This is a genomic window from Williamsia deligens, assembly GCF_024171765.1.
Lineage (GTDB): Bacteria > Actinomycetota > Actinomycetes > Mycobacteriales > Mycobacteriaceae > Williamsia_A > Williamsia_A deligens.
Genome location: NZ_JAMTCI010000001.1, coordinates 2,612,972 through 2,629,051, shown reverse-complemented (window position 1 = coordinate 2,629,051; position 16,080 = coordinate 2,612,972). Strand labels below are relative to the sequence as shown.

The 16,080-nt window shown below is 72.2% G+C and carries 1 protein-coding gene (running past one end of the window); it reads right to left on the bottom strand.

Annotation, left to right across the window (positions count from 1 at the left end; translation table 11 throughout):
* Positions 1–16,080: the beginning of a non-ribosomal peptide synthase/polyketide synthase gene (locus LX14_RS12260; RefSeq protein ID WP_253647464.1), read on the bottom strand. Its footprint begins 17,985 nt before the window's first position; the window shows 16,080 of its 34,065 coding nt (coding positions 1–16,080); the start codon lies at positions 16,078–16,080; the stop codon falls past the left edge of the window.

Sequence of the window (16,080 nt, the reverse complement as noted above, 5' to 3'; positions counted from 1 at the left end):
GCCACGGGGTCCGGTGTCCCCGGCCTGCTCGAGTTGGTCGCGCTCGGCCTCGGTGAGGATGTCGATGTCGCCCAGCGTGACCCGGGGGTCGTCGGTGATCGCCGTCAGGACCGCGACGAAACGCTCGCCCATCGCGGCGACGGTCTCCTCGTCGAAGATGTCGACCGCGTAGTCGAGCAGCACGTCGATGCCGCGACCGCGGCCGTCGGCGCCGAAGCTCTCCGAGACCGTCATGCCCACATCGGATTTGGCGAACCGCACACCCCACTCGAGGGGGGTGACGCTCAGACCCGGGAGCTCGACGGTCGGGATCTCGATGTTCTGCATCGTGAGGTTGACCTGCACCAGCGGCGCGTACTTGCGGGTGCGCACCGGCGCGATCGCCTCGACGACCTGCTCGAGGGGGACGTCGGCGTTGCTGAACGCGGCGAGGTCCGCCTCGCGGGTCCGTGCCAGGGCGTCGGCGAAGGTGTCCGACCCCGAGATCCGGGTCCGCATCACGAGCGTGTTCACGAACATGCCGACCAGACCGTCGACCGCGGACGCGGTGCGACCGGCGGTCGGGGTGCCCACGGCGACGTCGTCGGTGCCGGCCAGTCGTGCGAGCAGCGCCGCGAAGGCGGTGTGCACGACCATGAACATGGTCGACTCCGTCTCCGTCGCGATCTGGTGCAGGCGCTGCTGCAGCGTCTCGTCGATCCGGAACGTCACCTCTCCCCCGGCGAGGGAGCGACGGTCGGTGCGGGGGCGGTCGGTCGGGATCTCGAGCAGGTCCGGCAGACCCGCGAGGTGCTCACGCCAGAAGTGCAGCTGACGACCCGTGATCGACTCGGGGTCCTCGGGCGAGCCCATCACCGTCTGCTGCCAGATCGCGAAGTCGGCGTACTGCACCGACAGCGGACGGAACGCGGGCTGCTGCCCCGCGACGCGGGCGGTGTAGGCCGTCATGAGGTCGGTGGCCAGCGGCACCAGCGACGACCCGTCGGCGGCGATGTGGTGGATGACGAGCAGCAGCACGTGGTCGTCGGGGGCGACGTCGACGAGCAGGGCGCGCAGCGGGGGCGCCGCGGTCACGTCGAAGCCGCGGCTCGCCGCGTCGAGGCAGATCTCGCGGACACGGTCCTCGTCGGCCGCGGTGTGCCGTTCGAGTGTCACCGACACCTCGTCGACGGACAGGATGCGCTGGTGGGGCCCGTCCACGGAGTCGGGGTACAGGGTGCGCAGGATCTCCTGGCGCGCGACCAGGTCGGTCAGCGACGCGGTCAGGGCCGCGACGTCGAGGGTCCCGACGAGTCGCAGGCCCAGCGGGATGTTGTAGTCCGCGGCTCCCGGGTCCAGGCGGTTGAGGAACCACATGCGCTGCTGCGCCAGCGAGAGCGGGATCCGGTCGGGGCGGTCGGCCCTGGTGAGCGGCGCGACGGCGTCGCCGGCGAGGTCCGGTGACGCCTCGATCGCGGCGGCCAGCTCGGACACACCCGGTGTCTCGAACAGCATCCGTACACCGAGCCGCACACCGAGCGACTCGTTGATGCGCGCCATGGCGCGCGTCGCGGCCAGCGAGTTGCCGCCGAGGTCGAAGAAGGTGTCGTCGGCGCCGATCTGCTCGCCCCCGAGCACCTCGGTGTAGGCGGCGGCGACGATCCGCTCCATCGGCGTACGCGGCGGCTTGTACTCCCGTGCCGCGCCGAGGAACTCCGGCGCCGGCAGGGCGCGACGGTCGATCTTGCCGACCGGGGTGAGCGGCAACGACGCGACGATGGTGATCGCGGCGGGGACCATGTGCTTGGGCAGCGTCTGGCCCGCGTGGTCGGCGAGGTCGCGGGCGTCGATCGTCGACCCCGGGGACGGCTGCACGTATGCCGCGAGCGCGGTGTCACCCGTCGGCCCGGTCACCCCGAGCACGTAGGCGTAGTCGACGGCGGGGTGGGCGCCGAGGACGGACTCGATCTCGCCGAGCTCGATGCGGAAGCCGCGCACCTTCACCTGGTGGTCGGAGCGTCCGACGTAGATCGGTTCGAGTGTGGTCGTACCGTCGGCCTTCTCGACCCGGCTCCACCGCACGACGTCGCCGGTCCGGTACATCAGGCCGCCAGGCGGCCCGTAGGGGTCGGCGACGAACCGTTCCGCCGTGAGACCGGGACGGTCGCGGTAGCCGCGGGCGACGCCGGGGCCGGCGACGTAGAGGTCGCCGGGCACGCCGATCGGGGCGGGACGCAGGCGCGCGTCCAGCACGACCGCGGACGCCCCCCGGACGAGCGACCCGATCGTGTAACGGTCACCGGCCTCGAGCGGGTCGGTGATCGTCGCCATGATGGTCGTCTCGGTGGGGCCGTACCCGATCAGGACCGAGCGACCCGGCGCCCAGCGCGCGATGAGGTCGGTGGGCACCGCCTCACCGCCGACGGAGAAGTGCGTGAAGTCGTCGAGACCGTCGGGGTCCACCGACGCCAGCGCGGCCGGCGTGATGAAGCCGTGGGTCACGCGGTGGCGGGCGAGGACCTGCCGCAGATCGTCGCCGCCGTAGGTCCCCGGCGGCACGATGACCATCGTCGACCCGGCACCGGTGGCCATGAGCAGTTCCAGCACCGACGCGTCGAACGACGGGGACGCGAAGTGCATCACCCGGGCCTGCGGTGTCAGGCCGTACCGGTCGATCTGCTCGGCGGAGAACGGCGCGAGGCCGGAGTGCATGACCTCCACGCCCTTGGGCTTACCGGTGGTCCCCGAGGTGTAGATGATGTACGCGCAGCTGTCGGGGCGCACCGGACGGACGCGCTCGTCGGCAGCGACGGGCCCGTCGGGCAGCGCGGAGATCTCCGGGCCGTCGATGACGAGCCACTCGACGACGTCGGGCAGCCTCGCGACGTCGTCGGCGGTGGTGATGCCGAGGACCGCACGCGAGTCGACGAGCATGTGCTCCACGCGATCCGCCGGGTAGGTGGGGTCGACGGGGACGAACGCCGCGCCGCTGCGCGTGACACCCCACACGGCGAGCACCGAGGCGATGCTCCGGGTGATCCCGAGGGCGACGACGTCCTCGGCCCCGTGGCCGCGCGCGATCACCGCCCGCGCGATCTGCGCGGCACGTCGGTCGAGGTCGCGGTAGGTGATGCTCACCTCGCCGTCGATCACGGCGACCTGATCGGGGTCGATCGCGGCCGCCGCGACCAGCAGGTCGTCGAGGGTCCCGGTGGCGTCGGTCTCCGGACCCCGGACGGGCAACAGGTCCGCGCGCTCGGTCGCGTCGAGCAGCGGGATCTCCCAGGCGACCGCGTCCGGATCCTGCGCCATCCCGTCGAGGATGCGCACGAGGCGACGGGCGTGCGCCTCGACGGTGGACGTGTCGAAGATGTCGACCGCGTACCCGAGGAACCCGGCGATGCCGGCGGGCGCGCCCGCGGCGTCGACGTTCTCGGTGAGGTCGAAGGTGAGGTCGAACTTGCTGTAGTTCGTGTCGATCGCGCCCGGGTCCACCCGGAGCCCGTCGAGGTCGATCGTCATGCGGTTCGAGCCGTTGACGCTGAGCACCACCTGGAACAGCGGTGTGTGCAGGGACGTCCGGGTCGGCGCGATGGCGTCGACGACCTGCTCGAAGGGCACGTCGCTGTGGGCGAACGCCTCGAGGTCACGGCGTCGGATGTCGGTGAGCAGTTCGCGGACCGTGGCGCCCTCGGAGATCTCCGTGCGCAGGGCCAGGGTGTTGACGAACATGCCGACGATGCCGTCGAGCTGCTCGCTGCCGCGACCGTCGATCGGCGACCCGATCACGATGTCGGTCTCGTTGCTCAGGCGGGCGAGCAGGACGGCGAGTGCGGTGTGCAGCAACATGAACCGCGAGACACCGGTCGCGTTGGACAGCGTCACGAGGCGGGCGTGCAACTCCGGCTCGATGAAGAACGGGTGTGTCGCACCGACACCGGACCGCGAGCCGGCGCGCGGCCGGTCGGTCGCGAGCCCGGTGAGTTCCGGTGACCCGGCGAGGGTGTGGCGCCAGAACTCGAGCTGCCGCCGTGCCGGGGAGTCCTCGTCCGCGGTGTCGCCGAAGGTCTCCGACTGCCAGATCGCGAAGTCGACGTAGTGCGCCGACAGCGGCGTCCACTGCGGTGACCCGCCGTGCAGGCGCGCCTGGTAGGCGGTGAGCAGATCGGTCATCAACGGACGCATGGACAGTCCGTCGGAGGCGATGTGGTGCACGACGAACACCAGGAGGTGCTTGGCGGGTCCGGACCCGTCACCGTCGGACAGCCGCCACAGCGCGGTGCGGACCGGGACCGTGGTCGCGACGTCGAATCCCGGTGTCGCGAACTCGCGCAGGCGTTCCCACACCTCGTCCGAGCGCACGTCGTCCACGCGCACCGGCGGCAGTGCGTCGATGGTGGGGACGACCACCTGGTGCGGGCCCTGGGGTCCGCCGGGGTAGATGGTGCGCAGCGTCTGCTGGCGGTCCACCAGGTCGACGAGCGCCGCACTGAGCGCGTCGATGTCGAGGTCGCCGGTGAGCAGCAACGTCATCGGGATGTTGTAGGCGCCGGAGGTGGTGTCGTAGCTGTTGATGAACCACAGGCGCTGCTGCGCGAGCGACAGCGGGATGCGGTCGGGGCGGTCGACGACCGGTCCGGGGAACTGCACCGGCGCGACGTCGTCGCTCGCGGCGCCGTCCGACGCCGTCCCGTCGGCCGAGCGTGCACGTTCCACGACCTGCGCGATCTGCTCGACCGTCGGCTCCTCGAAGAGCGTCCGCAGCCGGATGGACACCCCGAGCGTCTCGGACAGCCGGGACGCCAGGCGCACCGCGCTCAACGAGTTGCCGCCGAGCTCGAAGAAGGACGTGGTGACACCGACCCGCTCGGCGTCGACGGCGTCGGCGAAGAGACCGGCGACGACCTCCTCCAGCGGGGTGCGCGGTGCGACGAACGACTCCGCGTCGTCCGCTGCGCCGAAGTCGGGTTCGGGCAACGCTTTCCGGTCGGTCTTGCCCGACACGCTCAGTGGGAACGCCTCGAGCACCATGATCGCCTCGGGGACCATGTAGTCCGGCAGACGCGCGGCCAGCCTGCGGCGGACGTCGTCGACCGAGACCGCGTCCGGCCCGTGCTCGCCGACCACGTAGGCGGCCAGCCGTGCCCGGGAGGCCTCGCCGTGCGCCACGACCAGCGACTGACGGATGCCGTCGATGTCGGTCAGCGCCGACTCGATCTCGCCGAGTTCGATGCGCAGGCCGCGCACCTTCACCTGGAAGTCGGAGCGACCCACGAACTGGGTGTCCCCGCCGGCGAGACGTCGGACGAGGTCGCCCGAGCGGTACATCCGCGCACCGGGCGGGCCCCAGGGGTCGGCGACGAACCGCGATGCGGTCAGGCCGAACATCCCGCCGTAGCCGCGAGCCGGCGCGACACCGGCGATGTACAGCTCGCCGACCACACCGACGGGGACGGGACGGAGTCGGTTGTCCAGCACGACGTGCCGCACGTTGGGGATGGTGGGCCCCATCGGGATCGGACCGATGTCGCGCACCTCGCCCGGGGGCGGCGGGTCGTAGGCCTCGAGGTCGTAGGCGACGGCCGACGAGGTGGCCGCGGTCTCCGTCGGACCGTAGGTGCACAGCAGGCGGGTCTTCGTCCCCAGCATGGTCCGGTAGACGGCGGGCAGGCTGTACTCGCCACCGGCGACGGCGGTGTCGATGGAGGCGATCGTCGCGTCGGGGTCCATCTCGACGAGCAGTTCGTAGGCGCTCGGCGCGAGGTTGAGCAGCGAGATGTCCTCGTCGCGCAGGACCGCGACCACCTCGTCGGGGTCGAAGCCCTCCGACACGACCCGGATGAAACACCCGTAGGCCAACGTGTTCCAGATGTTCTTCTGGGTCGAGTCGAACCGGGGTGACTGGGCCACCAGGACGCCCGCACCCTTCCGCAGGACGATCGCCGTGCGGTACCAGGCGTACATGTTGTGGATGCCGCGGGCGTTGACGAGTGTCGGCTTCGGCTTGCCCGTCGACCCCGACGTGGTGATGACGTAGGCGAGGCGGTCCATCGCCCCCGGTTCGGTCCACCGGTCCGGCAGCGGGCTGTCGTCGTGGGCCTGCAGCCGCCGGTCGGTCTCGGGGTCGCCGAGCGCGATCAGACCGATCCCGGCGTCGGCGAGGCCGGTGCGGTAGTCGGGCGTCGTCTCGTCGGCGACGGAGACCACCACGGTCGACCCGGTGTCGCCCAGGACCGACAGGGCCCGCTCCGCCGGTGCGTGCGGGTCGAGCGGCAGGTACGAGGCACCTGCCTTCCACGACGCGAGGAGCGCGACGACCCAGTTCACCGAGCGCGGGGTGAGGACACCGACCACGTCGTCGGGTCCGACGCCGTGGGTGATCAGCTCGCGCGCGAGTCGGTTCGCCGCCGAGTCCAGCTCGGCGCGGGTCAGTTCCCCCTCGGGGCCACGGACCGCGAGGGCCGACGGGTCCTCGACCACCCGCTGTGCCCACGCCGACAGCGGGGTGCCGGTCCACGGCTCCACGGTCGCGGTGGCGGCCGGCGCGCCGCGCTCGACGACCGCGGTGTCGGTGCGCGCGTAGGCGGCGAGATCGACACCGGTGACCGTCGCCGCGGTCCGGGCGATGACGTCGTCGAGGACGGCCGTGAACCCCTCCGGTGCGGCTGCGACGAGGGGGGCGAGGCCGGTGAGTGCGATGGACGCGATCGCCTCGGCGTCCATGCCGCGCTGGGACATCGGCCCGAAGAGCTGGTCGAAGCGCTCGTGCAACTCCGCGAAGGTGACCCGGGATCCGTCGCGTTCGAGGACGAGGGCGTCGGGGGCGACGTCGACGGCGGCGGCGAGCATCGCTGGCAGGTCGTCGGCCGTCGGGGCGGGGACGCTGACCGTGTCGGCGGCCGGTGCCGCGTCGAGACGTTCGGACTCGAGCAGGATGTCGATGTCGCCGACGGCCACCGCGGGGTCGTCGGCGACCGCCGTGGCCACCGCCACGAGCCGCTCCGCGATGTTCTCCACCGAGGGGGCGTCGAACACGTCGACGGGGAAGTTGAGGTGGCCGGACAGCTCGGTGCGGCCGTCGGGGCCCGGCTTCTCCCCGATCACGAGGGTGAGGTCGAACTTGGCGCCGAGGATGGTGTCGTCGGCGGCCACCGAGACCTCGAGGCCCGGCAGCTCCACCCGGGCGGGCTCGTTGTTCTCGTAGGTCAACTGCACCTGGTAGATCGGCGAGTGCGACGTGACCCGGCGCGCGACGACGGCGCCCACCACGTTCTCGAACGGCACGTCGTCGTGGGCGAACGCGTCGAGGTCGATGTCGCGCACACGCGTCAGCAACGCGTCGAAGGACTCGCCGGGGTCGATCGGGGTGCGCAGGGCGACGGAGTTGACGAACATGCCCACGAGGTCGTCGAGGTCCGGGTGGCCCCGCCCTGCGACGGGTGTGCCGACCACGATGTCGTCGGCGGCCGACAGTCGGGCCAGCAGGGTCGCCAGGACGGCGTGGACGACCATGAACATCGAGGTGTTCGTGCGGTGCGCGAGGGCGTCGAGTCGATCGACCACCTCGGCACCGATCCGGACCGGCACGAGGCCGGGACGCGTGCTCCGCTGCGCCGGCCGCGGACGGTCCAGTGGCAGTTCGATCGCGTCCGGTGCCCCGGCGAGCGCCGTGCGCCAGTGCTCGAGGTGCTGGGCCACCGGCGAGGCGGGGTCCTGCAGCGAGCCCAGGGTCTCGCGCTGCCAGTGGGCGAAGTCGACGTACTGGACCGGCAGCGGCTCGAAGGCCGGAGCCGTGCCCGCGGCACGGGCGACGTAGGCGGACACCAGATCCCGGGCGAGCGGAGCCAGCGACGCGCCGTCGGCGAGGATGTGGTGCAGGACCACGACGAGCAGGTGCTCGGACCCGTCCCGCAGCAGTCGCGCACGCAGCGGGACGGCCTCGGTGACGTCGAATCCCCGACCGGCGAACCCCACCGCATCGGCGAGCTGGTCGTCGGCCGCGACGTCCTGCACCTCGAGGGCGACACCCGCCTCGGCGACCGTGAGCACCTTCTGCCAGGGCCCGTCCGCGGAGTCGGGGAATATCGTGCGCAGCGACTCGTGCCGCTCGACGACGTCGGTGAGCGCCGCCTCGAGGGCGGTGACGTCCAGGTCACCCGAGAGCCGCAACGGCAGCACGACGTTGTATGCGGGCGACGCTGGGTCGAGACGGTTGACCAGCCACATGGCCTGCTGCGCCAACGACAGGACCGGTCGGTCGCCGGCGCGGCCGGGCGCCAGGTCGGGGCCGGAGACGACCTCGGACGGCGTGTCGCCGTCGACCACGGTCGCGAGCGACTCGACGGTCGGGTGGTCGAAGATCTCGCGGACGGCGACCCGCCGCCCGTACTCGGCCGAGAGTCGCGCCGCGGCCCGGGTGGCGACCAGCGAGTTGCCGCCCAGGTCGAAGAAGGAGTCGGTGACACCGATCTCGGGCAGACCCAGGACGTCGGCGAGGATCGTCGCCAGACGCGTCTCGACGGCGGTGCGCGGCGCCACGGCCTCGACGCCGCCGGCCATCTGCGCGGGATCCGGTGTGGGCAGCGCGGACCGGTCGAGCTTGCCGGTGCGGGTCAGCGGGATCTCGTCGAGACCGATGACCAGGCTCGGCACCATGTGGGACGGCAGGCTGCGCGCGACGTGGTCGCGGATCGCGGCCGGGTCGACCTGCGCGCCCGCGACCGGCACGACGTAGGACACCAGTGCCGTGGTCCCGGCGGGCATCGGGGCGCCGATCGTGGTCACGAACGACACGTCGGGGTGGCCGGCCACCGCGGCGTCGACCTCGCCGAGCTCGATGCGGAAGCCGCGGACCTTCACCTGGAAGTCGCTGCGCCCGACGTAGAAGACCTCCCAGTCGTCACCGACACGGACCCAGCGCACGACGTCACCGGTGCGGTACATGCGGGACCCGTTCGCGCCGTGGGGGTTCGCGACGAACCGGTCCGCGGTCAGGCCGGGCCGGTCGTGGTAGCCGCGCGCCAACGCGGGGCCCGCGAGGTACAGCTCACCGTCGACACCCGGCGGCACGGGCTGCAGGCGGCGGTCGAGGATCATCGACGTCAACCCGCGCACCGAACGGCCGATCGTGATCGCGTCGCCGGGGACCATGGGTCCGGCGATGTCGGCGAAACAGGTCGCCTCCGTGGGCCCGTAGCCGTTGAACATGCGGCGCCCCACGGCCCAGCGTGCGACGAGCTCCGGGGGGCAGGCCTCGCCGCCGACGACGACGGACTCGAGGTCGTCGAGACCGTCCGGGTCGACCGACGCCAGCGCGGCGGGGGTGACGAACGCGTGGGTCACCCGGTGGTTCGCCAACAGGTCGTGCAGTTCGGCACCGCCGTAGACCTCGGTCGGCGCGATGACCATGGTGGACCCGTGCGCGAGGGCCAGCAGCACCTCCAGCACCGAGGCGTCGAAGCTCGGCGAGGCGAAATGCAGTGTGCGCGAGGCGCTCGTGAGGACAAACCGGTCCGACTGCTCGGCCATGAGTGCCGCGAGACCACCATGGGTCACCGCGACACCCTTCGGGACACCGGTGGTGCCCGAGGTGTAGATCATGTAGGCGAGGTGCGCCGCCGTCAGCGGTGCGACGCGGTCGGTGTCGGTGACCGGCGCGGTCGACTGCGCGGCGAGGGCGTCCTCGGTCGACGGGTCGTCGAGGTCGAGCCACTCGACCGTCCCCGGCCGCGCCTGCGCCCACTGTCGCGTCGAGATGCCGTACACCGCATGCGAATCGGTGAGCATGTGTTCGACGCGCTCGGTCGGGTACCGCATGTCGACGGGGAGGTAGGCCGCTCCGGTCTTCGCGACCGCCCAGAGTCCGACCATGAACTCGACGGACCGGCCCATGCCCAGCGCCACGACCTGCTCGGGGCCGATCCCCCGGGCGATGAGCAGCCGCGCCAGCCTCGTCGACCGGTCGTCGAGGTCGTCGTAGGTGATGGAGGCGTCCGGGGACTCGACGGCCACGCGGCCCGCACCCTGCGCCGCAGCGTCGGCGAGCAGGTCCGCGAGCGGACGGGGCGCCGGCACCTCGCCGGTTCCGTTGCGCGACAGCAGTTCCGCGCGGTCGTCGTCGGAGAGGACGTCGACGTCGACGACCCGCGCCCGCGGCTCCTGCGCGATCCGGCCGAGGACCCGCACCAGCATGTCCAGCACCGACCGCGCGCGGTCCGGCGCGATCATCGACGGGAGGTACTTCACCGACAGGCGCAGCGACGGGTCGGTGAGCGCGATGACGGTCAGCGGGTAGTGCGTGGCGTCGACGACGTCGGCGTCGGTCACCGACATCCCCGCGACGGATGTCGACTGCGACAACGCATCCCGGTCGAGGGGGTACGACTCGTAGACCATCATCGTGTCGAAGAGGATGTCCAGGCCGGTCGCGGCGGTGATGTCGGCCAACCCGACCGTGTGGTGGTCGAGGAGGTCGGCCTGTTCCTCCGCCACCCGCTTGAGCAGTGCGTCGAGGTCGTCCCCGTCGTGCATCGTCACGCGGACCGGCAGGGTGTTGATGAACAGTCCGAGCATCGTCTCGATGCCGGACACCTCCGGCGGTCGCCCGGAGACCGTCGTCCCGAACACGACGTCCGACCGCCCGGTCAGACGCGAGACGACCAGCGCCCACGCCACCTGCAGGACGGTGTTGAAGGTGATCCCCGCGGCCTGCGCGCACGCCGTGAGACCCGCGTACACGGAGTCGTCGACGGTCACCTCGACCTGGTCGGACACCCCGTCGTCGGATGCCGTGGCGTCCGCGGCGACCAGGGTCGGCTCGTCGAGGCCGGCCATCGCCGACTCCCACGCCGCAATCGACGCGCCCCGATCCTGCGACACCAGCCAGGACAGGTAGGACCGGTACGACGGCGGCGGCGCGATCTCGGCGCCACCGTCGGTCGCGTACAGCGTGACGAGGTCGGCGGCGAACAGCGGCAGCGACCACCCGTCGAGCAGGATGTGGTGGTTCGTCGAGATCAGACGGTGCCGGTCGTCACCGAGGTGGATGAGTGTGAACCGCAGCAGCGGCGGTGCGGTCATGTCGAACGGCTCGACCCGCGCCGCCCGCGCGATGTCGGCCGCGGCCCGCTCCGGATCGGCGTGCGTCGACACGTCCTCCACCACGAACGGGACCGTCACGTCGTCGGTGACCACCTGCACCGGCGTGCCGTCGACGGTGGTCACGAACGCGGTCCGCAGGGAGGCGTGGCGGTCGACGAGCGCCTGCGCGGCCCGACCCATCCGGTCGGCGTCGACGCCGGTCGTCTCCAGGACGAGCTGCGTCGTGTAGAGGTCCACCGATCCGACGGACAGCTCCGCGTGGAACAGCAGGCCCGACTGCAGGGGTGCCAACGGCCACACGTCGTCGAGCGGGGCGTACCGCGCCTCGAACACGTCGATGTCGCGCTGGGTGACGCGCACGAGGTCGAGGTCGGAGGGGGTGAGACCGCCGGCGTCGGCGGAGGCGGCGTGACGCGCGATGCTCTCCAGCGCCTGCTGCCACAGGTCCACCAGGGTGTCGACCGACTCCCCCGACACCGCACCGGCCGGGTGGTCGATCGCCGCCGACAACCGCGGTCCCTCGCGGGTGTCGACGACGGTCGCGGTGATGTCGACGGCGTGGCGCACGGCCACGTCGGCACCGCGGGTACCCCGCAGCGCCGCGGCGCCCGCGGGGACCCAGGGCCCGTCGGCGCCGGCACCGGCGAGCCGGCCCAGGTAGTTGAACCCGATCGACGGCGGGGTGGCGTCGAGGATCTCGCGGGCCTGCGGGTCCAGGTACCGCAGCAGGCCGAACCCCACGCCGCGGCGCGGGATCGACGCGAGTTGCTCCTTGACGGTCTTGACCGCGTCCCCGGCCGCGGTCCCGCCGGCGAGCGCGGCGTCGAGACCGACGCCCGAGACGTCCAGTGCCACAGGGTATGCCGTGGTGAACCAGCCGACTGTCCGCGACAGGTCCGAACCGGCGAGGAGTTCCTCCTCGCGGCCGTGACCCTCGAGCTCGACCAGGAAGCGCGAGGTCGGCGAGTCGCTGTCGGCGCGCCACCGCGTGACGGCCAGCGCGAGCGCCGCGAGGAGCCCGTCGTTGACACCGCCGTGGAACGCCTGCGGGATCCGCGTCAGCAGCGTCTCGGTCAGCTCCGGCGACAGGCGCAGCTCCTGGCGGCGCACCGTGGCGACCGTGTCGCGTGCCGGGTCGACGGCGAGGTCGAGCCCGTCGCTGTCGGCGTCGCCGACGATGCGGCGCCACCGGTCGAGTTCGCCGCGGACCTCCGCGGTCGTCGCGAGGTCCCGGAGACCACGGGCCCAGCGACGCATCGACGTCCCCACGGCCGGCAGGTCCACCGACTCGGCGCCGGCGGCGAGCTGCGCGTACGCGATCGCCAGGTCCGGCAACAGGATCCGCCACGACACGCCGTCGACGACGAGGTGGTGCAGGACGAGCACGAGTCGGGCGACCGGCGCGTCGGCGTCGGTGCTCGCGCTGACGAGGAGGACCTCGACCATGCGGCCGGACGCGGGGTCGAGGTCGTCGGTGGCACGCTGCACCGCTGCGTCCACGGCGTCCACCCACGCGGGCGAGTCCATCGGCGCGGTGATCGTCAGGTCGCTCAGCACGATCTCGCCGGACCCGACCGGGTCGACGACATGCCGCAGACCGTCGGCGACGATCAGGCGGGACCGCAGGACGTCGTGGCGGTCGGCGACGGCACGCAGCGCGGACGCGAGGACGCCACGGTCGAGGGCGTCGGGCGCGGTGACCTCGATGGACTGCGAGACCGGCCCGACCGCGGCGGGATCCTCGGCCAGCCGCAGCAGGATCGGGGTCGCGTCGACCGGGCCGACACCGCCGCCCGGGAGCTCCTCGGCGACCTCCACCTCGGACTGCACCGCGGCGGCGAGGTCGCCGATCGTCTTGTGTTCGAACACCTGTCGCGAGGTGAAACGCAGCCCGAGTGCACGGGCGCGGCTGACCAGCTGGATCGACATGATGCTGTCGCCGCCGAGTCCGAAGAACGAGTCGTCGAGGCCGACGCCGGTGCGGCCCAGCAGGTCCTCGATCACGCCGACGAGGGCGCGTTCGGTGTCGGTCACCGGCGCGCGGAACGGCGCCGCATGGGCCGAGAAGTCCGGCGCCGGGAGACGTTTGCGATCGACCTTGCCACTGGCACCGAGGGGCATCGCGTCGAGGACGACGACGGCGTCGGGGACCATGTAGCCCGGCACACGCGCCCGCACACCGGCGACCACCGTCGCGGTGTCGATCGACCGGCCCGCCGTCGCGGTCACGTAGGCGACCAGCCGCTGTCCCTGCGAGCTCTCGTGGACGGTCACGACGGTCTCGCGGACCGCGGGATCGGAGAGGACAGCCGCCTCGATCTCGCCGAGCTCGATCCGCAGCCCGCGGACCTTCACCTGGAAGTCGCTGCGGCCGACGTACTCCAACTCGCCGGCGCGGGTCCACCGCACGAGGTCGCCGGTCCGGTACATGCGGGCGCCGGAGGGTGCGGCCACGAACCTGCCCGCCGTCTGTGCGGGATCCCCGACGTAGGCGCGCGCCAACTGCACGCCGCCGAGGTACAGCTCGCCGACGGCCCCGACGACCGTCGGGCGCAGGGCCCGGTCCAGCACGTGGACCGTCGTGTTCCACACCGGTCGACCGATCGGGACGGTGTGGGTGTCGGCCGCGGGCTCGACGGTGTGGTGCGTGACGTCGACGGCGGCCTCGGTCGGGCCGTAGAGGTTGTGCAGCCCGGCGTCGGTGAGTGCGGAGAGGCGCGCCGCGACCGTCGGGGTCAGCGCCTCACCGCTGGCGAACACACGCCGCAGCGAGGTCAGCGACGCGGCGGGCGCCGACTCGACGAAGAGCGCCAGCATCGACGGGACGAAGTGGATGGTGGTGACACCGCGGTCGGCGATGAGTTGCGCGAGGTACTCCGGGTCGCGGTGGCCGTCGGGCGCAGCGACGACGACAGCGGCCCCGACCTGCAGGGGCCAGAAGAGTTCCCACACCGACACGTCGAAGGTGATGGGCGTCTTCTGCATCACCACGTCGTCGCCGGCCAGCGGGTACTGCGCCTGCATCCATCGCAGCCGGTTCACGATGGCGCGGTGGGCGACGGCCACACCCTTGGGTCGACCGGTGGAGCCCGAGGTGTAGATGACGTAGGCCGTGTGGTCCGGTCGCAGCGGGCTCAGGCGGTCGGCGTCGGTCACCGGAACGTCCGAGAGTGCGGACAGGTCGAGCCCGTCGAGCTCGAGAACCGATGGCGGGGAGTCGAGTTCGCCCGGGAGGACGAACCCGTCGGCGGACGTGGTGAGCACGGCCGCCGGCCGGGCACCGGTGAGGACGGCGGCGACGCGGTCCGACGGGCTGTCGAGGTCGATCGGGACGTAGGCGCCACCGGCCTCGACGACCGCGTGGACGGCCACCATCATCTCGACGGAGCGCCGCAGGGCGACCGCGACGTGGACGTCGGGACCGACGCCGATGTCGATCAGGTGCCGCGCCAGCCGCGCGACGCGGGCCGAGAACTCGCGGTGGGTCAGCTCGACGTCGCCGACCCAGAGGGCGGGCGCGTCGGGAGTCGCGGCCGACTGTGCCTGACGGATCGCGGGGAGGACGTCGTCGGCGACCTCGTGGGCGGTCTCGTTCCACCGGCGGACGGCGGTGTCGATCTCCTCGGCGGACCCGACGGGGATGTCGCCGACGGGGGCGTCGCGATCCGCGCCGAGGAAGGCCTCGAGGACACCGACGAAGCGGTCGAGGTGCTCGGCGAGGTCGTCGTCGTCGTACAGCCGCGGGTTGGCCTCGAGATCGATGCGCAGGCGATGTCCGGCGGCACCCGGGTAGATGTTGACCGCCAGGTCCTCGACGGGCCCCGTCGTGAGGACGTGGACCGACCCGGTGGCGGCCCCCAGGTCGAGTTGCGACTGGAACATCATCAGGTTGACCGACGGGCCGAACAGTCCCCGCTCGCCGGTCCCCTGGCCGAGATCCCGTCGCATGTCCTCGTGGCGGTACAGCTGGCGTCGCAGCGCACCGGTCAGGGCGGTCTGGGTGTCGACGAGGATCGATCCCACGGGCGCGTCGGCGGGCACGTCGACGCGCAGCGGCACGATGTTCGACACCATCCCCGCCGCCGAGCGCAGCTTCGCGGTGTTGCGTGCCGAGACCGGCAGCGAGAGCACCACGTCCTCGGTGTCGAGCATGCGGCCGAGATACACCGAGAACGCTGCGATCACCGCGGGTGCCGGGCTGCCCGCCGCCTCGGCGGCCGCGGCGTCGACGAGGTCGGCGACGCGACCGGAGAGCTCCACCGATGCCAGCCGTGAGTACTCCCCCGGCGGTTCCCGCCGTGACGCCAGCGACGACGCCGCCGGCAGACCCTCGTTGCGCTCCGACCAGTACTCGCGGTCCTTGTCGAACCGGGACGACGCCCGGTAGGCGCGCTCGCTGTCGACGATCTCCTCGAGCGTCGCGCCCTTCCACGGTGCGGGTTCGCGGCCCTCGACGAGCGCTCGGTAGATCTCCGACGCGCGCGCCAGCATCGCGGTGGCGCCGAAACCGTCCATCGCGATGTGGTGGGCACGCCAGTACCAGAGATGGTGATCGGGGCCGAGGCGGAAGAGCTCGGTCACCGTGAGTCGGTCGCTCAGGACGTCGAGCGGGCGGCTGTAGTCCGCGCGCATCCACTCCAGCGCCGCAGCGCGGGGATCCAGTTCCCCGGAGACGTCGTGGAACCCGATCGTGTCGTCGCGGGCGTCGTCGACCCATTGCCGGGGCACGTCACCGGTGTCGACCAGTCGGAGGAAACCCGACCCCGCTTCGCGACCGATCCGGTTGCAGGCCGCGGTCAACGCCGCGTGGTCCACGGGACCCGTCAGTTCGACGTATTCGGCGATGTTGATGGGGATCGAGCCGAGGGCCTGCTGCGCGAACCAGATGCCGCGCTGCGCAGCCGAGAGCTCGAACACCCCCGCGACCGGGGATGCGTCCGCGACGGACCTGTCGTCGGACGTCAGGTCACCGTGCGGTGCGTCGGAGCCTCCGACTACCAA